A 21,696-nucleotide genomic window follows, 5' to 3' on the forward strand; every position below is an offset into this window, starting at 1 on the left:
GCTGACGTCTTCTCTTGTAGGTTGCTTTCTCTGTTTGTCGGAATAGCTCTTGAGTACGTCGACAAGCAGGGCTCCGACCATTGCGCCGCCGATCGAGCCAGCCAAGCACAACACACCGAATGCCAATATCAATTGGCTAAGGTTTGCAAATTCCACCTGCATAGGAGCCTCTCCAGAAATGATTGATCTTTCTCCAATCGCAGATAACGCTCGCATTGCGTTCTTCGCGGTGATGGCCGCCATTTGCTGCGTGACATGCTTAATCGGATGGTTCTACCGTCCGGGTAGCTGGTTTCTGCCGATGGCCGCTGTAGTGTTTGCGTTGATCAGCATTGCCGTTGCGTCGCAGACTAAGACGAGCGGCTCGGAGTTCGTTACCGGGAAGCGTCCGGATCGCTTCCCTACCTCACTTACCGCCCATCAACCGCGAATGAACCCGAGTACGATCTTTGCGCCTTTCACGCCTACGTAAACAAGCGCCAAGCTTGCCCCGACGGCCACGACGGCCACGACGGCCAAACCTACGTTAGTGAAGCTAATGGCGTTGGTCATCGCGCTCAGATCGACGGCGCCGTTACCGCCACCACCTTCCGCATGTGCTGCAAAGGGCGCGAAAATCATTGCGGTGGCAATACCTGCACGGGCACCGACTGCCTTCAGACGTTCAAGCGATTCCTTCATGGTTTTCTCCTACGAGTGATGCCGGAATGCGTCCGGCGCGCTGGCTTGTCCCCGGCGTATGAAGCCGAGAACTGCACCCACATGTGCACTCACGACGTACAGCCCGACAACCATCGTGAATGCCAAAGTCCAGAAACCCGCCATTTGTGGGACGTCTAGCGGCGTGTCGGCGGTACTCGGTGCGACCTGGGTAATGCGTGCGATGGCGAATTGCTGGCCGTTCTTAGGTGGGCATAGCTGACGGTCCCATCGGTGTGGTCGTCATCGCGTTGCGAACGGGCTTGCAGGTCAGCATCTGCATCGATTGATTCGCCACCGTTAGCCCCCACGGTTGATGTTCTTCAGGATCTGCCACGCGAACTTGGAGCAAGCCGGTTGTGCCAGTTCGTGCGCCTCGTAAGCAAGATCAAGCGCACCCCCAAGCACCTGCACCGTTTCGTAGAGCAGCGCAGCAGCTTCGACCATGCGGGCGAAGCGTTCGGTGTCGGCTGCATTGACGCCGCCGACGCGTGCAATGCACATGCAGGTTCCGTCTGTCGCGGTCACGGTGCGATTAAAGAGTTCGGTCGCGGGGGCTGTCATATCGGGACCTATGCGGTTGTGGAACTCACTTGCACGTACGCGATTTTCCCAACGCGGCGCGGATGCAAGCCGGGAGCAGGTGGCCGTCGTAATCCATGATTCGCGAGATAAGCGAGCGCATGGTTTTGCAAACAAATTGGATGCCGTCAGGGGCGCGTCCAGATGAAGCCCTTGCCAGCTTTGATGAGGCGACGCAGGGGCAGCTTCAGGCGCAGTTGACGCCACGGACGGAGCGGAATTGGGCGAGGACGCGGCGCGCGCCGGTGTTTGATTCGAGCGGGACAGAAACCGCCGAATAGGTCGAGAGACAGTTGATGAAGCATCGCAACCCCCAATCCGAGCACGGCCTTTACGCGGTGTCGGTACAAAGAATCTGGCGGGGGGCCGGATTTGACTACAGGTTGTCGCTTCTTCGAGGAGCGACGTAGAACGAAACGGAATTACGCAGTGCTGGCAACCGCGGCTGTCGCTTTAGGCGTGGCCGTGGGACGTGTATTACTTACGTAGGGATGCAGCGATACAATGCGCGGAACAAGGGCACCATCCATCGATTGCGCCATCGCCATTTCCGCGAAGTACTCGCCTTTGGCAATGTCTTTGGCGACGTCCGGCAGCGGGACAGTGCCAACAACGGCCCGTTCACCGTCGCTTGTCGATTGCCAGAGCGCGCATTGCGCCGTGCGCAAGTGCGAGTTCGACGTACTTTTCGGCGGTAGCCGAAGCCGGCATTGACGTTTTGTACGTGCTGACAGGCAAGCGCGCTGTCCCTGTGCAATCGACGCTAACTAACGAGGAGCTTGCCCTGCTAGACAACTACAGGCATAGCTCTCGCGAAGACCAAGCAGCATTACGGAGGATGGGACTTGCGCTCTCGAAACAGCCCACAGGCAGGAAGCGAAGCGGCACAACCGATGGAGATTAGGAGTACCGCCGAAATCATTCCCTTCAAGAAGAGGGTATAGCAGTTCTGTTGCCCACCAACAGCGATCAAACGCGCAAAGATTCTGCGACGGTGTCCCGTCGTTATCCAGTTTTACAAAAGTTCCCCCCACTTCAGTTTTAATGATGGAGACATTCATATGGTCTGGGGGACGCTCGCTCTATTTTTTCTAGCCATCGTTGCCGCGACACTGTCGATCCACGCTGAACGCAAAGTCCGTGGCACTGGTCGCGCAATTGATGCATCTGCGTACTACGCAGTAAAGCCGCTAACCACTACCGAACAAGCATTTTTTCGGCTCCTCGAAAACAGCTTGCCTGGCTACGTGATCTTGGCTCAGGTGGACTTCAAGAGGATCGTAAGAACGAAGCGAGGTAAGAGCCATCTGCATTTCAATCGAGTGGCACAGCTCTCGCTGGACTACGTGATATGTCGCCGTGATTTTTCTGTTGTCGCGGCGGTCGAGCTAGACGATCCATCGCATGACCGACAACGACAGAAAACTCGCGACGAGAAGAAGAACGCCGTGATGAAAGCTATCGACGTGCGTCTCGTGCGGTTCGACGTCAGACGCTATCCGTCTGAAATCGACGTTCGGAAGCAATTGCTTGGCGAAAAGGAGTACGCAGAAAGGCAGTCGGCGGCCGTGTAGTGAAATGCGAGGGTGAATACGGAATTAGCTAACGCCGAGCTTGGTCTCTTTTTTTCTCCTCACTTATGCCCGTTATTCAATTCAAGAGACGCTCACTCATTGCTCGTCTGCTCAGGACGCTCTCGCGGAAGAGGCGCTGGCGAGGACGAACGCCAGGACGCTTGGACCGCGCGAAGACCTACTACGATCCCAAGCAGTTTCGTCATCATAAATAGCTCGAAAAGCACAGGCGATACTCCTCAGCCAATGTCGCGATGGAACGGCCCACCGCGCCGGGTGGGCCATGAATCAAATTACCTAATCAATCGCGGCTTCTCCCCCGGCTTCGGCGAGTGGAGAATGTAGTACGGACTAAACAAGAACTCCGTCGCCACCATCGCCTCCGCGAACGTCGGAAAGTAAATCGCATGCTCAGGGTCGGACACATGCGCTCGCCTGATGTCCCCTTCCTCCTCATTCCAGGCATAACCGAGGTACCGGTCGTGCGCGTAAAACCATATGACATAGCCCGTGCGTGGGAATGACGGCGGCAGCGATGCGGGGTGCTTCTTGCCACCTTGCCTGTTCGCCTCTCCTGTAGTTCCAATACTATGCGGCGCGGTGCCGCTATCGTCTGTCTTTCTCACTGCGTCTCCGTTTCGAAGTCGTTCACTGGGGGCCGAATTCATCATGTCAGCGCCCACGGCACTCGCGTTTCAGTAACTTCCGCGTTTTTCCGCGATTTCGCGACGTCTACGCCGAGTTTCGATAGACCAGAACTCTTTCCAGATATCGGGAGATACGCAATTTCACGATTGCCGATAACAGTGGTGAATTGACCGCTCACGCCCCCGACCTTCGGCAGGCTTGCAAAAGTCCCATAATGGGACTATGATTCGCTCATGCGTATCGTTGCGAAGAAAAACCTGACCACCTTCTGCGAGAAGCACCCGGCAGCCAAACAAGCCCTGCTGGCATGGCATGAAGAAGCTCGCACTGCCGAATGGGCGTCGCCGCAGAACATCAAAGATCGCTATGCTTCGGCCAGCTTCGTGGGACACAACCGGGTGGTGTTTAACATCAAGGGAAACGCCTATCGGCTGATCGTTGCGATCGCGTACCGGCTGGGGGTGGTTTACATCAAGTTTGTCGACACTCACGCCGAGTACGACAAAATCGACGCCGCAACGGTAGAACTGGAGTAACGAGATGGATATTCGACCGATTCACACTGAGCAGGACTACGCCATCGCACTAAAGACGATTGCGGCGCTGGTTGACGCCGACCCCGCGCCAGACACACCGGACGGCGACCGCCTTGAAATTCTGTCGGCGCTGGTCGAGAACTACGAGGCCAAGCACTTCCCCATGGAACTCCCTGATCCGGTTGAGGCGATCAAATTCCGCATGGAGCAAGGTGAACTGTCTGTGCAGGACATGGGGGCTTATATCGGCGGCGCGAACCGCGTATACGAAGTGCTTAACGGGACACGCGGCTTGAGCTTGAACATGATTCGGCGGCTACATTACGGGCTACGTATCCCCGCCGAAGTGCTGCTTGGCAAACCTTGCTGATACCCTGGCTTTCGTTCCGCAAAGCCCTAAGCACCCAAACGGGACAAGCGTTTGCGGACCGCAATCCGGTCTCGATTACGGAACGGAATTTCACGTAAGCATCTGATATCTGTGAAATTTTCTGGAGAATCATAATCCGCAGGTCCGGGGTTCGAGTCCCTGATTCGCCACCATATTTGAGAACGGCTTCCAGCAATGGAAGCCGTTTTTTTATGTCCCGACGCTTTGGTGCCCGATGAATCGCCCGTCGCAACGCCTCTTCCTGCCCGGTGCGTCCGGCAGTCTCGCATTCTGGGAGCCGCTGGCCGGCCTCATCACCGGCGACGCAACAAAATCGGTCGTGGGGTATCCCGGCTTCGGGAACGTCCCGCCCTCGTTTGACCTCCCCGATTTCGAGGCGCTCGTTCAGCACGTCGTGAATCGCATTGACCAGCCGACCGAGATCCTTGCGCAATCGATGGGCGGGATCATCGCGATCCGCGCCGCGCTGGCAAAGCCGGATCTCGTCACCCATCTGGTGTTGTCAGTGACCTCCGGCGGGCTGGACATGGTCAGCCTGGGGGCGGCCGAGTGGCGCGACGATTTCCTGAAAGCCTATCCGAACGTGCCGGACTGGTTCGCCTCGCATCACTCGAATCTCGAAGCCGAGATTTCCAAAGTGACGCAGCCAACACTGCCGCTCTGGGGAGATGCCGACCCGTACAGCCCGGTCGCCGTCGGGGCAAAGCTGCTGGCCGCGCTACCGAACGCCACGTTGCACGTGGTCGCCGATGGCCATCACGATCTGGCATTCGCGCACGCAGCAGCGCTCGCCCCCTTGGTCAACGCGCATCTCTCCTAGAGAAGAGAAGACGCCCGCGTCCGGATCAATCGAAATCGAACATTTCGAATAGCGATTTTTTCTTGCGCGGACGTTCGTCATGACGTCGACGGTCATCGTGGCCGTCATGTCTGTTGCGATGCTCGTAATCGTCGCGGTCATCACGGCGCGCGCGCGAGTCGTCATCGCCTCGCACCCATTGCATCGCCTGTGCAGACTCGTTCGCCCCACCCTCCGTACGCTCGATCAGCTTGTCCAGCTCGCCACGATCGAGCCACACGCCCCGGCACTTCGGACAGTAATCGATCTCCACTCCCTGACGCTCCGTCATCAGCAAATCCGGGGTACCGCACACAGGACATTTCATCGTTTCGCTCCGTCACGTAAAAGACAACGTCTTCAATGTATCGGGCACGACGCAACGAAAAAACCTGCATTTACATTCATCCAGCTTCGAAAAAACCGAACTCATCGCTCCTCGTCGATGAAAAGCTTTTTTCGGAACGTTAAAGTCTGAGTGCTTTCGTCTACCCGCTTCGACAGTCTGGAGCAGCGCACAAGACTGTTCGGATCAAGCGCAAGCAAAAAGGGCCGAGTCCTGTGCCGTACAGAACTCAGCCCTGGGCTGTTTAGCTTAATCGTCCAACGTTACGGGGTCAGCTCACACCCGGCGCCGCTTCCTTTTTGCCGATCAAGGGTTCAGGGGGTCAATGGCCGGCCCGTTCGGTTTTGCCCGCCGGGAAAATCCCTCGGCACGATGCGCCTGCGGCACTTGCACAGCCGGCAAATCCGGTGCGACGGGTACATCCCGACTGCCGTGTGGCAGCACCGTGGCCCGATGTCCGACCTTGACCGGTTTGGGCCGCCAGCCATTCTCGTGGGCCTGCGCAGCAACACCGGTCGGCTGGCGTTTGCCCTGCTCGAAAGTCACGGGATTCTCACGATACGCAGCAAGGCGTGTGCGAACCCAGTTGCTCGGATCCCCGACGGCACTGACCACGCCCGTCGTCGCGCCTCCGCCCAACAGCACCGAAAAAATGCCACGTCGCGGGAAGTCGAGATACTTCGGTGCCGACAAGTTCCATGCGTGGCGGGAGAATAGTTCGCGCGCGTTCGAACCCATCGTTGGCTCGTAGACGGGATTGAACTCGACACTCAGCAGATGCGGATGAATCGCATCAACAGCAGAGCCTATTTCCGGATGTCCAAGCAGGTAGCTGCCGCCACTGCCCCAATGTTGCTCGTCGAAACCGAGCCCCCCCGAGCGCTCGGCATTCGAATATCGGCGACCGTTGATCCGTGCCCGAATACGCTGGGCACAAATATTGCCCGAAGCGCTCACGCGCGGCGGCTCATCCACCTGATCAGCCGTCGTGGCCAAATGGCTGGCCGGGATTTGCCACGGCATCACCGGTTTGCGCAGATGACGACTGAGGACCGCGCAGAAATCGAAGGTCCGCTCCCACTCATATGGCGAATAACAATAGCCGTTCGCGTACGAACGAATCGTGAAGTCGTCGGCTTCGTAGCGGTCGACCGCCATGAAGTCCGCACCCTTGGCAACGGCTCTCGTTCCATCGCGCCGCGTGAACGCAATGTCGTCGAACACCCCGACGAGCAAGGCATACTGCGCCATCAATTCCCCGGCGCGCTCCGGCGTAATCGTCATTTTCTTCATCTGGCCATCAACGGGGTCAAACACTTCCGCGTACTCAAAGTCCCTGTATATCCACTGCGACCCCGCCACGCCCCAGAGGTTAACCTGCCAGCCAAGTACCACGCTCGGCGCGATGACGCGAGTAAGCCAGTTCACCGCCTTGATGTAACCTTTGAGCGTATCTGTGATATCGCTGGGGATCTCAAAGGCGACACCGTGATATTCAAGTGCCGAAGCAAGCGGTTGCCGAACGGGAATCGCGTAGGTAGGCCCAAAGCCATATTTCTGGCATTCGCCAAGATAATCCGGGTTCACGATAAAACCCGCTGGCACGGGATGCTCCGGATCCTGAGTCGCCTGAGCCATTTGTAATGCCTGAATATAGTTGGCAAAGCTGAACTTGTGGCGCTCCGGGTCCTTGATGATGACCTCGACGTTACCCAATGACAGATTGCACGTATACGAGATCATCACCGGCAGCACCGGAAGCGCATCATTCTGCTTCGCAGACACGTCGCGCGCCATTTGAATAATCTTCGGTGTCGGCTCCTTCTCTGGCGGTAAATAGTGACCCGCGTCGCCCATGCCGTCGTCACCCGAATATTTGAACAGCGACGAAACCCGGGCCGCAACAAAGTCGTCCACATTGCTTGGCGACATGTTTGCGCACCCACCGAAGCTGAGGAAGTTTGGGAAGCCCGGCACATGCAGATTAGCGCCAGCGACAACGGAGGCCTCCACGCGTGCCGGCACGTTGCCCACGACCGTCAATGGATTCGGCAGGACGTCAATGTAGTGAACAACGCTATTGAAAATAAACGACTCGACAACAACGTCGTAAGCCCCTGGCGCCACAAGCACCGCCGGTCCCGCGCTGTAGTTATCCACACGGATATCGTCGAACCGGTATTGTCGGGGCGGATTTGAGTGATCGACCAGGCGAAGCGTAAAGCATTGGGCCACCGGTGTCACAGCGCTCACATCGATGGTGAATCTGGCTGCATCGGGACGCGAATCATCCATCTGACGAACCTGATCGCGCGTGAATTTCACCGAATGATACTGTCCGTCCAGTGTATTCACGTAGTCGTCGAACCGGTAATGGATGTTGTTCAATCGAACATCGGTCGCACGCAAGGTGAACGAACCCGAGAGTGGCAACATCTCCAGCCGGCGAGTCTGACCGGAGCGCAACACAAAACGGTGCTTTTCCGTGCTGCCTTCCAGGTAGCTCAGTTGAATGTCTTCGTCACGCAATTCCGGGATGTCGGCAAAGTCGAGTGACACATCGACCGTCGTGCTGCGCACGACGTCCCCAAATCTGACCGACAGGTCAGTAGATTCGCCACGTCTGATAGCGACTTCGTCGGGTTGCAGGGCAACGGAGGCACGCAAGGTACCCTCCGCATTGCGCAGTTCCGCAGCACTGACGCGATACGTGCCGGCCTTCACGTCAAACGACGATTGCTGACCGAACGACGGTTGGAGGCGCTCGCTCTTCTCGCCTCGCGTGAGGCGAACTTCCGGCTGCGCATTTTCAAAACCCCGCGGCGCCGAGGCACAGTCGATGACCAGCTTACCGATCACCCGCGGGTCCTCATCCACAGCGGCAGCGAATGTGCCCACAAAGGTCGACCACGCTGGCGCCTCTTCAGACGACTTGTTCACCCCAATACGCACCTTGGTGATTGCACTCGTATTGATGGGCTCACCGTCGGCGAGGGAAAGCGTGAGTTTGATGTCGAAAATGCCGCGACCTACTTCGTCCTCCTCGATCGTTACGTCAAACGCTCTCCAGGGCGTGGACTCGACGTTGACATCGCCTTTGGTCGGCTTTCCGGGCGCAGTAAACGAAATCACCAGCGCATTTTGAATTTCAACACCACCGCCCGACGCGCTCTTGAAACCCGTCAGTTCTGCGCTCGGGTACCAGGCATTATCCTCAATGCGTGGCGTATCGAATATGAGTTGCATGGTACGACTCCATTGATGAAGTAAGAAATCTGAAATATCGACAAAATGTGGCGTATCGCGCACCAGCCGCCTGCTTCAAACAGCATCTCGGAATGGATCCCGTTGATCAATGACAGACTCAACCATCGATTCATTCACAAATAATTAATATGAAAATTAATTAAATGGAACTCGACGAACCGACAATTTTCCGTGTGGAAAAACGGCGACGCCCTGACAGTGAGCTGAAATATCGCTCCCCACGCAAGTTCCGGCAACGGACTGTCTCATCGACTCAAGTTCGGGGAGGTCTGCGTTGATACAGGGGCAAGTCCACCGTCATAAAGGTTAGGCAATCCAGGAAGAAAAATCGGACTCCTATTAGAATATTTCCTCAGAGCTTCCGTATGGCGCTCAATGACTCGCGAATAGACACTCAAGTGCCTGAAGACACATAGACACATGCAGCGTGCACCCATCAAGGTAAGCCTTGATAGAAAGACGCCGATGAGAGCTTCTGCGGGAAATTCCGCGATAAACAAAAAAGCGGCGCCGATGTTCACCGGCACCGCTTCTCTCACATCACCCGCATCAACGCCGCCGATCAGTGCAGCACGCGCGCCTTCTCTGCCTGACGCCGCGCCTTCGCACGTCTCGTGAGCATATTCAACCCCTCGACGAACGCCGAGAATGCCATGGCTGCGTAGATGTAGCCCTTCGGGATATGCGACCCGAAGCCTTCCGCAATCAGCGTCATACCGATCACGAGCAGGAAGCCCAGCGCCAGCATGACCACCGTCGGATTGGCCGCAATGAAGCGCGAGAGCGGCCCTGCCATGAACAACATCGCTGTCACCGCCGCAATCACGGCAACGAACATGATGGGGATGTGTTCGGTCATGCCCACCGCCGTGACGATGCTGTCGATGGAGAACACCAGATCGAGCACCAGGATCTGCATGACAGCCGCGCGCGCCGTGATCGTCGCGAGCGTGCCCGATCCCGAAACGTCATCGCCATGCGGCTCGTCGTCCGTGCCCGACGCCACATGGTGATGCATCTCCTTCGTCGCCTTCCACACGAGGAAGAGTCCACCGGCGATCAGGATCAGGTCGCGCCACGAAAAGCCGTGGCCGAACCCTTCGAACAGCGGGGTCGTGAGCTTGGCGATCCACGCGACCGTCCCGAGCAACGCCAAACGCATGACCAATGCCAACGCAATCCCCATGCGCTGCGTGCGCGCGCGCATCGACAACGGCAATTTATTGGTCAGGATCGAGATGAAGATCAGGTTGTCGATGCCAAGCACGACCTCCATGACCACCAGCGTGACGAGCGCCGCCCACACCGCCGGGTCAACCGCCAAAGCAAGTAGATAGTCCATTTGTGCGCCAGAGTTTCCGTAGCGTTATCGCGATGTTCGCCGCCCTTGAACGGCGGACACCCCATTTCGTTATCCCGCACACAACGGAGGTGCGGGCTCAGGACTGCATCATCGTCGAACTTATGATTCGCAAAAACCAGCTATATACTTCACTTCAGTTCGGTTTTTCCGAAGTTACGCCAACATGTTGAACTACCGTCATCTTTACTATTTTTGGGTGGTCGTCAAGGAAGGCGGCTTTGCGCGCGCCGCGCAGCGGCTCGATGTGGCCGTGCAGACGATCAGTGCTCAGGTACGCGAGCTGGAGAAGTCGCTGGGGCACCAGTTGCTCAAACCGGCCGGGCGCGGCGTCACCATGACCGAACCGGGACAAGCGGCCTTTCGTCGCGCGGAGGAAATCTTCCGCCTGGGGCAGTCAATTCCCGACGAAGTCCGTGAGGCGGCGAGCGGGCGCGTCGCGCGGCTGGCTGTCGGGCTTGCCGACGGCATCTCCAAGCTGGCGGCGCATGCCATTCTCGCCCCGGTGCTCGACACGCCGTCGTTGCGGCTCGTTTGCCATGAAGGCGAGCACGAGCAACTGCTCGCCGAACTCGCCCTGCACAAGCTCGACCTGGTGCTCGCCAGCCAGCCCGCGCCCTATAACCCGACCTTGCGCCTGACGAGCGAGTGTCTGGTCGAGTCGCCGGTCGACTGGTACGGGCCGGCATCGCTCGTGCGCAACGTCTCGCGCGACGCCTTCCCCCAATGCCTGACCGAACTGCCCGTGCTGCTGCCGACCGGCCACTCGGCCCTGCGCGCCCGGCTCGATCAGTGGTTCGAGGCGCAGGGCATTCGCCCGAATGTCGTGGGCGAGTTCGAGGACAGCGCATTGATGGCGGTGTTCGCCACGCGCGGCATGGGTGTGTTTGCGCTGAGCGAAGCCGGGGCGGGCGACGTCTCGCTGCTGCGCGGTCTGCGCTGGCTTGGGCGGCCGAACGACGTCCACGAAGACATCCACGCCATTCGCTCGCGACGCGGCGAGGGCCACCCACTCGTCGCGCGCATCATGGAGAGCGTGGGCAACGTCAAGAACGTCAGGGACATCGCAACCGATGCGACGTCCGATTCTGTTATAAGAACGGGGGACGCGCCGCCCGCGCCGTCGTCATTCGCGAGGAAACCTCATGCCGAGTCGTAGCGACCAGCGCAAGTTCTTCCATCTCATGCTGTTCGTGGTGACGGTCGTATTCGGGTGGATTCTGTTGCCGCTGTTCGGCGCCCTGTTCTGGGGGACGATCCTGGCCGTGCTGTTCCAGCCTGTGCAGCGTCGCGTGCTCGCCCGCATGCGGGGACGGCGAAATCTCGCCGCCCTCACCACACTGACGCTGATTCTGCTCATCGTGATCTTGCCGCTCACCCTGGTGGTGGGCATGCTGACGCAGGAAATCAGCACGGGACTCGTGCGCTTTCGCACCGACTTGCCGCAGCTCACCATCGCCTTCCAGCAACTGCTCGACCGGCTGCCCGCAAGCGTTCACCGGGTGATGGATCTGGCCGGGGTGCAGGACGTCAACGCCATCCAGCAAAAGCTCGGCGACGGCGCCGCGCAGATCGGGCGTCTGGTGGCGGTTTATCTGGTGAGCATCGGCCAGAACACGGCGCAACTGCTGGTGAGCTTCGGCGTGATGCTCTATCTGCTGTTCTTCCTGCTGCGCGACGGCACCGTGCTCGGCACCATCGTGCGCCGCGCCCTGCCGCTCGACGAACGTCACAAGAGCCAACTGATCCTGCAATTCACCACGGTCGTGCGCGCCACGGTCAAAGGCAACATCGCCGTGGCGGTGGCGCAGGGCGTGCTCGGCGGCTTCATCTTCGCCGTGCTGGGGATTCAGGGCTACGTGCTCGCGGCCGTGGTGATGGCGTTCCTGTCGCTGCTGCCGGCCGTCGGCGCGGCCGTGGTGTGGGTGCCGGTGGGCACGTGGCTGCTACTTTCCGGGGAAATCTGGCGAGGCGTGGTGCTATTCGCCTTCTGCGGCACCATCGTGAGTCTGGTCGACAACGTGCTGCGCCCGATTCTCGTAGGCAAGGACACCAAACTGCCCGACTGGGTGGTGCTGATCTCCACCCTCGGCGGTATGTCGCTGTTCGGCCTGACCGGCTTCGTGATCGGCCCCCTCATCGCCGCGCTGTTCATCGCGAGCTGGAACATCTACACGCGTTTGCGCGACGACGACGAACCGTACGATGCCGGTTGAGGCAAACCGAGGTGATCGACGCCGCGCTCTACAGAACGGCGTCGTACGTCATGCCCGATGTTGACGTTGGCGCTGACCTTGACGCCGACGACTACTGCGCGCGCGCCATACCCACCCTACCGGCGTTGCCGGCTTCGAGCGCTTCGTTGGTTTCGCGCTGCCCGATAGCGTCGAGATCGGCCCCGGCCTGCGTCATGACGGCGTCCCAATCGCCCCGTTGCGGCTGACGATAAAGCGACACCGACGGATACCAGGGGCTGTCGCGGCGCGTCAACTGCCAGCGCCAGTCGGGCGTGTAGCCCAGCAGCACCCAGACCGGCTTGCCCAGCGCCCCGGCCAGATGCACCACCGCCGTATCGGCGGCAATCACCAGATCCATCTGCGCAATGACGGCCGCCGTCTCGGCGAAATCGCTGAGCTTCGCGCCAATGTCATGCACGTTGCCATGCGCGGCCCGATAGCGGGCCAGTTCCGCGCGCTCGTCGTCGGTCGCGTCGACCTGCAACGAATAGAACTGTGCGTTCGTCGCGAACAGCGGCGCCCAATGCTTGAGCGCCACATCGCGGTGCGGCGGGAACGGACGCGTGCGCCACACGAAGCCCACACGCAACGCCCCTTGCGGCTTCGCGCCCAGCATCGAACGCCAGATCATCTCCCGCCCGGCGCTGGAGCGCAGATACGGCGAATGGACGGCCACATTGCCCCCGATCTTCAGCAGATGCGGCAGGCTGAGCAGCGGCAGTTGCCAGTCGAACGACGGCACCGGCATATGCTCGCCGAGCACCGTCACGCCGCGCGCAAATCCGCCCAGCAACGTGACGAGCGGGGCCTGCACCGACAGTACGACATTCGCGCCCATCTCGACCAGACGCGGCACGAAACGCACGAACTGCAACGTATCGCCAAAGCCCTGTTCGCTATAGACGAACACCGTCTTGCCCGCGAGCGGCGCCTTGCCGTCCCAGAGCCGGTCGTGGAAGCGCCGTTGCTGACCGCCGTCCTGCCAGCGCCACTCATAGTCGTGCCAACCGTGCTCGAAGTCGCCCAGCAGCAAATTGGTCTGCGCCCGGTTGGTGCGCGCGCCCGCATGGTCCGGCGAGAGCTTCACGGCTTCGCGCAGGCATTGCAGGGCATCGGTGAACGCGTGCCGCTCGCGCAGCGCCACGCCAAGGTTCACGAGCGGGTCGGGTTGCGCGGGCGCGATGGCGTTGGCGAGCCGGTAAGCGTCGATCTCTTCGTCGAAGCGGCCGAGCGCGCCGAGGGCACGCCCGCGGTTGAAATGCGCCTGCCACAGCGCCGGGGCCTTGGCCGCCGTACGCTCGAACCACGCGAGCGCACGGGCGTTATCGCCCGCCTGCGCCCACGTCAGACCGATGGTATGCAACGTGCCGAGGACGTCCGGCGATTGCTGTACCGTCGCCTCGAACAGCGCGTCGGCACGCATCGGGCGGCCCGCTTGCAGGCTGGCCATGGCGGCATCGAAGCTCGCCTGCGCGCCGGGCTTGGGCACGAGGGCGAGCAAACGATCGAAGGCGTCGGCCGCCGACTCGAACGCGTGGGTACGCAGCGAGACATAAGCGAGCCCTTCGAGCGCGGGCAGAAATTCGGGGGATTGCTTGAGAACTTGACGCAACTCGGCGATCGCCTCGTCGAGCCGACCGGCGGCACTGAGTTGTCGTGCACGCTCGCAACGCGCGTCTAATGGCGTCGTCATGCGGCGCATCCTTGCTTGTCTTGGAATGGAGGGAGACGGGCCGGCAAGCAACACGAACACTGGGGGCATGAACCGCCCGCAGCGACAGGCGCCGTGGCCCGAGCAAGCGGTGCACACTACACGACCGCACGGCGCGAAGCAAGCCGCGGGAATTGGTCTTGGCAACGCCCGTAAAGTTCACACCATCGACGTATCGTTCTCTGCGCTGCCGACCGTCGATTTGTCATCCGCACGAGGCACGATCGCGTTGTCTCTTCATGCAGGCGCGGACATGGCCTCACCTTTGTATCGCCCAATAAAACGACGCACTGCCGCAGTGCAGCAGAAAAACCACACTCGCTTATCGAACGCTCCGGTTTGCCAATCTATGACACGCGCTTTAACATCATTTTGCAGGTCAATCTGGTAGCATCCGCTGCCGTCCATGCACACGCGCACCGTCGCTGCCGTGCCGCATGCCGACACTTCAGCCCTGTTATCCGTCCGAACCCTCATCCAAACGAGGTCTTGATGACGCGCGTTGCCCGTCCGTTCATCCCCGCCACTGCGCGACGCCTGCTGCCCAATCGCTGGGATTTCATTGCGTTTCCGATCATCATCGGTTTCCTGATGGTCAGCTCCTCGGGCATTCGTCAGACCTGGGCCCCGTTGGCCGATCTGCACACTGAAGTCATCTCGCTCGACCCGGCGAACCTGCCCGAATATGCCCTGCGCACCACGCTGCGCATGCTCGCGGCGATGGTCGCCTCGCTGATCTTCACGCTGGTCTACGGCACGCTCGCGGCCAAGAGCCGTCGGGCCGAGAAGCTGCTCGTGCCGATGCTCGACATCCTCCAGTCGGTGCCGGTGCTTGGCTATATCTCGTTTACCGTCACCTTCTTCCTCGCCCTGTTCCCGGGACGCGTGCTGGGCGCCGAGTGCGCCGCCATCTTCGCGATCTTCACGAGCCAGGCGTGGAACATGACGTTTTCGTTCTACCAGTCGATGCGCACCCAGCCGCGCGATCTGGCCGAGGTCGCGGTCAATCTGCGCCTCTCGCCGTGGCAGCGCTTCTGGAAGCTCGACGTGCCCTACTCGATGCCGGGCCTCATCTGGAACATGATGATGAGCATGTCGGGCGGCTGGTTCTTCGTGGTGGCCTCCGAGGCGATCACCGTGGGGGACAAGACCGTCACGCTGCCGGGCATCGGGGCTTACCTCGCCACCGCCATCCTCCAGCGCGATCTGGGCGCCGTGGGCTGGGTGATTCTGGCGATGGTCGTCGTCATCGTCATTTACGACCAGTTCCTGTTCCGGCCGATGGTCGCGTGGTCGGACAAATTCCGTCTGGAAGACACCGTCTCGCAGGCTGCGCCCGAATCGTGGGTGCTCAACGTGATCCAGCGCACCCGCGCCATTCAGCTTCTGCTGCGTCCGCTGGGCAAGCTGCTGCGCACGATTGCCCTCATGCGCATGCCGATCTCGCTGCCCGCGGCGATCCACTCCGAGTCGAAGTCCCCGCTCTCGCGGGTGATCGACTGGCTGTGGGCCGCGCTGCTCGTGGTGCTGGGCGTGTCCGCCGCCTGGAAGATCTGCACGTTCGTACTGGCCGAAGTGGGCGGACCCGAGATCCTGCGCGTGTTCGGCCTCGGCCTGATCACGCTGGTTCGCGTGATCGTGCTCATCGCCATTGCGTCGGTCATCTGGGTGCCGCTGGGCGTGCTGATCGGGTTGCGTCCGAAACTTGCCGAACGTATTCAGCCGCTCGCCCAGTTCCTCGCGGCGTTCCCGGCGAACCTGCTGTTCCCGATCTTCGTGGTGATGATCGTGCACTTCCGTCTGAACGCGGATATCTGGCTCTCGCCGCTGATTGTGCTGGGCACGCAGTGGTACATCCTGTTTAACGTGATCGCCGGCGCCACCGCCTTCCCGAACGACTTCAAGGAAGCCGCGACCAACTTCCGCATTCGCGGCTGGCAATGGTGGCGTCAGGTCATGCTGCCGGGCATCTTCCCCTATTACGTGACGGGGGCGATCACGGCGTCGGGCGGCGCATGGAACGCCTCGATCGTCTCGGAATACGTGCAATGGGGCGACGACAAGGTCGCCGCTCACGGCCTGGGCGCCTACATTGCGCAGACGACCGCCGCCGGCGATTACCCGCGCATTCTGCTCGGCATCGCGGTCATGGCGCTGTTCGTCGTACTGTTCAACCGTTTGCTGTGGCGCCCGATGTACGCCATTGCTGAAAACAAGCTTCGTCTGAATTGAAGGGACCGTGATGCCGAACGATACCCAAACGATCGCCGGAAAAGAGATCTTCTCGCTTGCCAACGTCAGCCGCGGTTTCCGCAAGGGCAGCGACGAGCGTCAGGTGCTCGATGGCGTGAACCTGCAACTGCACGAAGGCGAGATCGTCGGGCTGCTGGGCCGCTCCGGCTCGGGCAAGTCGACGCTGCTGCGCATCATCGCCGGTCTGATCCAGCCCAGCTCGGGTGACATCCGCTACCTTGGCGAGCCGCTCGAAGGCCCGCCCGAAGGCGTGGCGATGGTGTTCCAGACCTTCGCGCTGTTCCCGTGGCTGACCGTGATGCAGAACGTGGAAGCCGGGCTCGAAGCGCTCGGCGTGGAGCCCAAGGAGCGCCGCCGCCGCGCGCTCGCGGCCATCGACCTGATCGGTCTGGACGGCTTCGAGAACGCTTACCCGCGCGAGCTCTCGGGCGGCATGCGTCAGCGCGTGGGCTTCGCCCGTGCGCTCGTGGTCAATCCCACGCTGCTGCTCATGGACGAGCCGTTCTCCGCGCTCGACGTGCTCACGGCCGAGACCCTGCGTACCGACCTGCTCGATCTGTGGAGCCAGCGCCAGTTGCCGATCAAGTCGATCCTGATCGTCACGCACAACATCGAAGAAGCCGTGTTCATGTGCGACCGGATTCTGGTGCTGTCGTCGAATCCGGGCCGCGTGGTCGCCGAGATCAAGGTGCCGTTCGCGCACCGTCGCAACCGTCTCGACCCGGCGTTCCGCAAGATGGTGGACGACATTTACGCGCTGATGACCTCGCGCCGAAACGCGCACACTACGCAGAAGATGCCGCTGGAGCTCTCCAGCCCGCTGCACGAAGTGTCGACCAACCTGATGGCCGGTCTGCTCGAAGCGCTGGCGGTGCCGCCGTACAACGGACGCGCCGACTTGCCGGACATCGCGCAAACGCTGCTGCTGGAGGTCGACGACCTCTTCCCGGTAGCCGAAATTCTCGACCAGTTGGGCTTCGCGGAACTCAAGGAGGGCGACATTCTGCTCACCGCCGCAGGCAAGCGCTTCGTGGACGTGAGCACGCAGGAGCGCAAGGTGCTGTTCGCCGAGCATCTGCTGCGTCACGTGCCGCTCGCCGCCAAGATTCGTGCGGTGCTTCAGGAGCGTCGTGGACAACGCGCGCCGCGCGTGCGTTTCGAGCAGGAGCTGGAAGACTCAATGTCGGACGATCTGGCGCAGGAAACGCTCGAGACCGCGATCAACTGGGGACGTTACGCCGAAATCTTCTCGTACAACGACCACACGGAGACGTTCAGTCTCGAGGACGTGGAAGGCGCGACCTGAGCGTCATCCATCCCGCGTCAGCCGGGGAATTCAACGCCGCGCGAGCCATTCGGCCGTGCGGCGTTGTCGTTTTTGCGCGATGACGCAAGTCAGAACGCGTAACCCGCGCCGATCATCCACGTCTGATTGATCGTCTTCGAATCGGGTTCATACGCGCTGACACCGGGGCCGACCTGCGTGACGCCGGAGCGGCCGTACTGGAAGCGCGACCACTCGTAAGTGGCGTTCACGTGGAAGTTGCGCGCCACCGCGTAGTCGAGCCCGAAGCCCGCCACGACGACTGGCTTGTTGCCGAGACCGAACGTGTTCTGCGAACCCGCCAGCGTCATCGACGCGCCAACCATAGCGCCTGCACGAACATCCGCCGTTGCCACGAGCCTCGACGTCAACTCCATCTGCCCCATCAGACCACCGCCGATCACGTGGTGGCGATAGCGCTCGTAGAAACCGTACGGATCGCGGCTGCTATCGCGAATCCAGTCCCGGTAGCTGTAGCTCACGTACGGAATCACCTGCGCATTCCACGTGCCCAGATGGAACGGGATGGCCTTACCGGCCTTAAGCGTGACGTCCGTGGTGGTGGAGCGCGTCGTCATCTGGTAGTCCGGCTGAATCACGCCGCCCGTGACGTCCTGGAGATAGCCGCCGTAATTCACGTTGCCATGCGCCACGCGCACGGAACCGCTGAAGTACAGATTGGAGACGCCGAACAACTGCCGCTGGGTCGACGCGCTCAGCGAAAACGCCGCGGTCGTGCCTCGTTCGGCGTCGCTCTTGCCGGACGCGATGTTCTCCCAGTAGTGCAACTGCTGGGCACCGACGTCGAGCCAGACCTGATTGTTGGCGCGCAGCATGGCTTCCTGCGCATGGACATTGGCTGCGGAGAATCCCGCGACGAGCGAGACGGCGGCAGCAATGCATGCGGTGCGCCTGATGGCGGCTCCGCGCTGGCCGCAAGCGATGGTGCGGCGCGTGTTCGACGTCATGGCACGACCCTCCCCAGGCGTGATCTCAACGACGACATGGCAGCGGCCATCGGCGTGGCCACCGTTTTCAGGCATTGTTTCAGCGCGTTCGGCGACGCGCAAGCGGAGAAATGTGGAATCTCGACACGCTTCGTCAATCGAGATTCACGCGTGTCGAAGCACCTCGATGAGCAATGCCGGGCGACAGGCCCCGGCGAGCGGCCAGCACGGGGACGACGGGGTGCGAGGCACCCTTTGAGAGCCCGTTCGAGGCCATCGTCGAAACGATCCGAGCGTTGGCAGACCGTGTCAAAAAGGCCACACCTATCGGTATAGATACCGATTAGCCGTCGTTTTTGTGCGGTCGCATAATCGATCGGGAACCTGCTTGTCGAGCGCCGGGGGGCGCGCCAGCAAAGGCACAAGCGGGTTCTTTCCGCGGCGAAGACCGTGCATCAGATCCGAGAAGGTGCAACATGAGCTACTACCATTCGAAAGAAGAAGGCCGCGAACGCGCCATCAACTTCACCCCCGCCCACCGCTGGCGCCGTCGCGCCCTCGCCGTCACCTGTGCGGTCATCGCCGCACTCGCTTACTACGCGATACATCACCCGAAGTAAGCCGGACGCCCACCCCGGTGCCAAATGGCACAAGGCGCGTACGACTCGCATCGCACGCGCCTTGCTCGGATTGCCTTCACGACGTCCGCGGCCGTCTCACCTTGCGCCCTTGCTTCGATCGGCCCTTCAGGCGGCGTTTCCCAGTGCGGGAGCGTGCCAGTCGAGCGGCACGTTGGCGAGCATGTCGTCGACCATGGCGTCCAGACCGAAGGCCGGCTTCCAGCCCCAGTCGTAACGCGCATGCGTATCGTCAAGCGTGTGCGGCCACGTCTCGGCGATTGCCTGACGGAAGTCCGGCGCGTATGTCACCTTGAAGCCGGGCACCCGGTGCGCAATCGCTGCGGCCAGCGTCGCCGGATCGAAGCTCACGCCGGCCACGTTATACGACGAGCGCACGCGCAGTCGCGAGGCGTCCGCATTCATCAGTTCGAGCGTGGCGCGCACGGCATCCGGCATATGGATCATCGGCAGCGTGGCGTCTTCCTTCAGGAAACAGGTGTAGGTCTCGCCGCGACGCGCTGCCTGAAAGATCTCGATAGCGTAATCGGTCGTGCCGCCACCGGGAGGCGTCTTGCAGCTGATGACGCCCGGATAGCGCAGGCTGCGCACGTCCACCCCGAACTTCGTGAAGTAGTACTCGCACAGGCGCTCGCCGGCCTGCTTGCTGATGCCGTACATCGTGGTCGGGTCCATGATCGCGAGTTGCGGCGTCTCGACGGCCGGCGTATGCGGACCGAAGGCGGCAATCGACGACGGCCAGAACACGCGCAGGCCTTTTCCTTTGCCTTGATGCTCGCGTGCCAACTCCAGCACGTTGAGCAGACCGTTCATGTTCAGCGTCCAGGCTTGCAGCGGACGGGTCTCGCCCGTCGCCGAGAGCAGCGCCGCCAGATGGAAGATCTGCGTGATGCCGAAACGCTCGACCAGCGCGGCCAGACGCGCCGCGTCGAGCACGTCGAGCGTCTCGTAATGCACCGGATGACGCGACGGTCCCGGCGCGATATCCGTCGCAATCACGTTCTCATGGCCGTATTGCGCTGCCAGCGCTTCGACGAGTTCGCTGCCGATCTGCCCGTTGGCGCCAATGATGAGGATACGTTCCATGGTCAACCTTGCTTGAGAATGCCGAGTTCGTTACCGGCCTGGGCAAACGCCGCCAGCGCGCGGGTGAGATGGTCGCGGGTATGTGCCGCGGAGAGTTGCACGCGCACGCGCGCCTCGCCTTGCGGCACCACCGGGTAGAAGAAGCCGGTCGCGATCACGCCCAGCTCATAGAGCCGCTGCGCGAAACGCTGGGCGAGCATGGCGTCGAAAAGCATCACCGGGACGATCGGATGGGTGCCCGGCTTGATCGTGAAGCCCAGCGCCGCCACTTCCTGACGGAAAAATGCGGTGTTCTCGTGCAATTGCTCGCGTCGCGCCGACGAGTGTTCGAGTTCGTCGAACACGGCAAGCGACGTGCCGACGATGGCCGGTGCAAGGCTGTTGGAGAAGAGATACGGACGCGAGCGCTGGCGCAGCGTCTCGATGACTTCCTTGCGGCCCGCCGTGAAGCCGCCCATCGCGCCGCCGAGCGCCTTGCCCAGCGTGCCAGTGATGATGTCGATCTTGCCGAGCACGCCGTGATGCTCGTGCGTGCCGCGCCCGGTCGGTCCCATGAAGCCGCTCGCGTGACACTCGTCGATCATGATGAGGGCGCCGTATTGCTCGGCCAGCGCCACGATACGGTCGAGTTGCGCAATCGTGCCGTCCATCGAAAACACACCGTCGGTGACGACGATGCGATGACGCGCGCCAGCGGCCGCCTGCAACTGGCGTTCGAGGTCGGCCATGTCGTTGTGGGCGTAGCGCAGGCGTTGCGCTTTACAAAGACGCACGCCGTCGATGATCGAGGCGTGGTTCAGGGCGTCGGAGATGATGGCGTCCTGCTCGTCGAACAGCGGCTCGAACACGCCACCATTGGCGTCGAACGCGGCGGCGTACAGGATGGCGTCTTCCGTGCCGAGGAAGGCCGCGATGCGGGCTTCGAGTTCCTTATGCGGGCCCTGGGTGCCACAGATGAAGCGCACCGACGACAGGCCGAAACCGTAGTCTTCCAGCGCCTTCTGCCCCGCCTTGACGAGCGATTCGCTGCCGGAGAGCCCCAGATAGTTGTTGGCGCAGAGATTGATGCGCGTGCGGCCGTCGTCGCACATGACCTCCGGCCCCTGCCGCGACATGAGCACGCGTTCCTGCTTGAAAAGGCCCTGGCGGCGCGTGTCTTCGAGTCGTTCGGTCAGTTGGCGGTAGAAGCCCTCGCGAGCCTCCGGGGTTTGTGCGGTCATCGTGCGCATCTCCTTTAGGTGCTCTGCTACCATGCAGCC

The 21,696-nt window shown here is 61.2% G+C and carries 18 protein-coding genes; 9 read left to right on the forward strand and 9 right to left on the reverse strand.

The window, feature by feature from the left end; translation table 11 throughout:
* Positions 1-420: 420 nt before the first annotated feature.
* Together ACIPHM_RS18220 and ACIPHM_RS18225 are read right to left on the reverse strand one after the other, a co-directional pair.
* A complete protein-coding gene (locus ACIPHM_RS18220) occupies positions 421-681 on the reverse strand; it encodes a hypothetical protein (protein WP_400331091.1) in 261 nt (86 codons plus the stop codon).
* A 318-nt stretch (positions 682-999) separates the two neighbouring features.
* Positions 1,000-1,203: a hypothetical protein gene (locus tag ACIPHM_RS18225; protein WP_400331094.1), complete on the reverse strand. Its 204-nt coding sequence runs from the start codon at positions 1,201-1,203 to the stop codon at positions 1,000-1,002.
* 1,139 nt (positions 1,204-2,342) lie between these two features.
* Between ACIPHM_RS18225 and ACIPHM_RS18230 the strand changes: the two genes are divergently transcribed.
* From ACIPHM_RS18230 to ACIPHM_RS18245, 4 genes are all read left to right on the forward strand, one after another.
* Positions 2,343-2,855 (forward strand): DUF2726 domain-containing protein, encoded by a 513-nt coding sequence (locus ACIPHM_RS18230; protein WP_400331097.1) that lies wholly within the window; start codon positions 2,343-2,345, stop codon positions 2,853-2,855.
* A gap of 881 nt (positions 2,856-3,736) precedes the next feature.
* A complete protein-coding gene (locus tag ACIPHM_RS18235) occupies positions 3,737-4,039 on the forward strand; it encodes a type II toxin-antitoxin system HigB family toxin (RefSeq protein WP_400331100.1) in 303 nt (100 codons plus the stop codon).
* A gap of 4 nt (positions 4,040-4,043) precedes the next feature.
* Positions 4,044-4,409, forward strand: a complete 366-nt coding sequence (locus ACIPHM_RS18240) for a type II toxin-antitoxin system HigA family antitoxin (protein ID WP_400331102.1) — start codon at positions 4,044-4,046, stop codon at positions 4,407-4,409.
* A 235-nt stretch (positions 4,410-4,644) separates the two neighbouring features.
* Positions 4,645-5,250, forward strand: coding sequence for an alpha/beta fold hydrolase (locus ACIPHM_RS18245; RefSeq protein WP_400331105.1), 606 nt, complete (start codon positions 4,645-4,647; stop codon positions 5,248-5,250).
* Between the two features lie 25 nt (positions 5,251-5,275).
* Here ACIPHM_RS18245 and ACIPHM_RS18250 read toward each other — a convergent pair whose 3' ends face one another.
* From ACIPHM_RS18250 to ACIPHM_RS18260, 3 genes are all read right to left on the reverse strand, one after another.
* Positions 5,276-5,596: a zf-TFIIB domain-containing protein gene (locus ACIPHM_RS18250; protein WP_400331108.1), complete on the reverse strand. Its 321-nt coding sequence runs from the start codon at positions 5,594-5,596 to the stop codon at positions 5,276-5,278.
* A gap of 324 nt (positions 5,597-5,920) precedes the next feature.
* The gene (locus tag ACIPHM_RS18255) at positions 5,921-8,860 is read right to left on the reverse strand and encodes a hypothetical protein (protein WP_400331111.1); all 2,940 of its coding nucleotides are present in this window, start codon (positions 8,858-8,860) and stop codon (positions 5,921-5,923) included.
* A gap of 583 nt (positions 8,861-9,443) precedes the next feature.
* Positions 9,444-10,223, reverse strand: coding sequence for a TerC family protein (locus ACIPHM_RS18260; RefSeq protein WP_400331113.1), 780 nt, complete (start codon positions 10,221-10,223; stop codon positions 9,444-9,446).
* A gap of 184 nt (positions 10,224-10,407) precedes the next feature.
* Between ACIPHM_RS18260 and ACIPHM_RS18265 the strand changes: the two genes are divergently transcribed.
* Together ACIPHM_RS18265 and ACIPHM_RS18270 are read left to right on the forward strand one after the other, a co-directional pair.
* Positions 10,408-11,400, forward strand: coding sequence for a LysR substrate-binding domain-containing protein (locus ACIPHM_RS18265; RefSeq protein WP_400331115.1), 993 nt, complete (start codon positions 10,408-10,410; stop codon positions 11,398-11,400).
* Positions 11,387-12,457 (forward strand): AI-2E family transporter, encoded by a 1,071-nt coding sequence (locus ACIPHM_RS18270; protein ID WP_400331118.1) that lies wholly within the window; start codon positions 11,387-11,389, stop codon positions 12,455-12,457. The genes ACIPHM_RS18265 and ACIPHM_RS18270 overlap by 14 nt, the downstream gene beginning before the upstream one ends.
* A gap of 91 nt (positions 12,458-12,548) precedes the next feature.
* On the opposite strand, the gene ACIPHM_RS18275 is transcribed toward ACIPHM_RS18270, so the two are convergent.
* Positions 12,549-14,171, reverse strand: coding sequence for a tetratricopeptide repeat protein (locus ACIPHM_RS18275; protein WP_400331121.1), 1,623 nt, complete (start codon positions 14,169-14,171; stop codon positions 12,549-12,551).
* A 510-nt stretch (positions 14,172-14,681) separates the two neighbouring features.
* Here ACIPHM_RS18275 and ACIPHM_RS18280 point away from each other — a divergent pair.
* Together ACIPHM_RS18280 and ACIPHM_RS18285 are read left to right on the forward strand one after the other, a co-directional pair.
* A complete protein-coding gene (locus ACIPHM_RS18280; protein WP_400331124.1) occupies positions 14,682-16,421 on the forward strand; it encodes an ABC transporter permease in 1,740 nt (579 codons plus the stop codon).
* A 10-nt stretch (positions 16,422-16,431) separates the two neighbouring features.
* The gene (locus tag ACIPHM_RS18285; protein ID WP_400331127.1) at positions 16,432-17,748 is read left to right on the forward strand and encodes an AAA-associated domain-containing protein; all 1,317 of its coding nucleotides are present in this window, start codon (positions 16,432-16,434) and stop codon (positions 17,746-17,748) included.
* Positions 17,749-17,837: 89 nt separating this feature from the next.
* Here the strand turns inward: ACIPHM_RS18285 and ACIPHM_RS18290 are convergent, their stop codons facing one another.
* Positions 17,838-18,734, reverse strand: a complete 897-nt coding sequence (locus ACIPHM_RS18290) for a hypothetical protein (RefSeq protein ID WP_400331130.1) — start codon at positions 18,732-18,734, stop codon at positions 17,838-17,840.
* A gap of 455 nt (positions 18,735-19,189) precedes the next feature.
* Here ACIPHM_RS18290 and ACIPHM_RS18295 point away from each other — a divergent pair, with 455 nt between their 5' ends.
* Complete coding sequence (locus tag ACIPHM_RS18295) at positions 19,190-19,333, forward strand: hypothetical protein (RefSeq protein WP_400331133.1); 144 nt, start codon at positions 19,190-19,192, stop codon at positions 19,331-19,333.
* Between the two features lie 126 nt (positions 19,334-19,459).
* On the opposite strand, the gene ACIPHM_RS18300 is transcribed toward ACIPHM_RS18295, so the two are convergent.
* A complete protein-coding gene (locus tag ACIPHM_RS18300; protein ID WP_400331136.1) occupies positions 19,460-20,437 on the reverse strand; it encodes an NAD-dependent epimerase/dehydratase family protein in 978 nt (325 codons plus the stop codon).
* A 2-nt stretch (positions 20,438-20,439) separates the two neighbouring features.
* On the reverse strand, positions 20,440-21,657 hold the full coding sequence (kbl, locus tag ACIPHM_RS18305) for a glycine C-acetyltransferase (protein ID WP_400331139.1): 1,218 nt from the start codon (positions 21,655-21,657) through the stop codon (positions 20,440-20,442).
* Positions 21,658-21,696: the final 39 nt, after the last annotated feature.

Origin of the sequence: Pandoraea sp. NPDC087047 (genome assembly GCF_044745225.1) — a bacterium.
In the GTDB taxonomy this organism is placed as follows: Bacteria; Pseudomonadota; Gammaproteobacteria; order Burkholderiales; family Burkholderiaceae; genus Pandoraea.

Bases quoted from the DNA above. Each gene is read 5' to 3' on its own strand.
- ACIPHM_RS18220 (WP_400331091.1), bottom strand. From the start codon at position 681: ATGAAGGAATCGCTTGAACGTCTGAAGGCAGTCGGTGCCCGTGCAGGT.
- ACIPHM_RS18225 (WP_400331094.1), bottom strand. From the start codon at position 1,203: ATGTGCATTGCACGCGTCGGCGGCGTCAATGCAGCCGACACCGAACGC.
- ACIPHM_RS18230 (WP_400331097.1), top strand. From the start codon at position 2,343: ATGGTCTGGGGGACGCTCGCTCTATTTTTTCTAGCCATCGTTGCCGCG.
- ACIPHM_RS18235 (WP_400331100.1), top strand. From the start codon at position 3,737: ATGCGTATCGTTGCGAAGAAAAACCTGACCACCTTCTGCGAGAAGCAC.
- ACIPHM_RS18240 (WP_400331102.1), top strand. From the start codon at position 4,044: ATGGATATTCGACCGATTCACACTGAGCAGGACTACGCCATCGCACTA.
- ACIPHM_RS18245 (WP_400331105.1), top strand. From the start codon at position 4,645: ATGAATCGCCCGTCGCAACGCCTCTTCCTGCCCGGTGCGTCCGGCAGT.
- ACIPHM_RS18250 (WP_400331108.1), bottom strand. From the start codon at position 5,596: ATGAAATGTCCTGTGTGCGGTACCCCGGATTTGCTGATGACGGAGCGT.
- ACIPHM_RS18255 (WP_400331111.1), bottom strand. From the start codon at position 8,860: ATGCAACTCATATTCGATACGCCACGCATTGAGGATAATGCCTGGTAC.
- ACIPHM_RS18260 (WP_400331113.1), bottom strand. From the start codon at position 10,223: ATGGACTATCTACTTGCTTTGGCGGTTGACCCGGCGGTGTGGGCGGCG.
- ACIPHM_RS18265 (WP_400331115.1), top strand. From the start codon at position 10,408: ATGTTGAACTACCGTCATCTTTACTATTTTTGGGTGGTCGTCAAGGAA.
- ACIPHM_RS18270 (WP_400331118.1), top strand. From the start codon at position 11,387: ATGCCGAGTCGTAGCGACCAGCGCAAGTTCTTCCATCTCATGCTGTTC.
- ACIPHM_RS18275 (WP_400331121.1), bottom strand. From the start codon at position 14,171: ATGACGACGCCATTAGACGCGCGTTGCGAGCGTGCACGACAACTCAGT.
- ACIPHM_RS18280 (WP_400331124.1), top strand. From the start codon at position 14,682: ATGACGCGCGTTGCCCGTCCGTTCATCCCCGCCACTGCGCGACGCCTG.
- ACIPHM_RS18285 (WP_400331127.1), top strand. From the start codon at position 16,432: ATGCCGAACGATACCCAAACGATCGCCGGAAAAGAGATCTTCTCGCTT.
- ACIPHM_RS18290 (WP_400331130.1), bottom strand. From the start codon at position 18,734: ATGACGTCGAACACGCGCCGCACCATCGCTTGCGGCCAGCGCGGAGCC.
- ACIPHM_RS18295 (WP_400331133.1), top strand. From the start codon at position 19,190: ATGAGCTACTACCATTCGAAAGAAGAAGGCCGCGAACGCGCCATCAAC.
- ACIPHM_RS18300 (WP_400331136.1), bottom strand. From the start codon at position 20,437: ATGGAACGTATCCTCATCATTGGCGCCAACGGGCAGATCGGCAGCGAA.
- kbl (WP_400331139.1), bottom strand. From the start codon at position 21,657: ATGACCGCACAAACCCCGGAGGCTCGCGAGGGCTTCTACCGCCAACTG.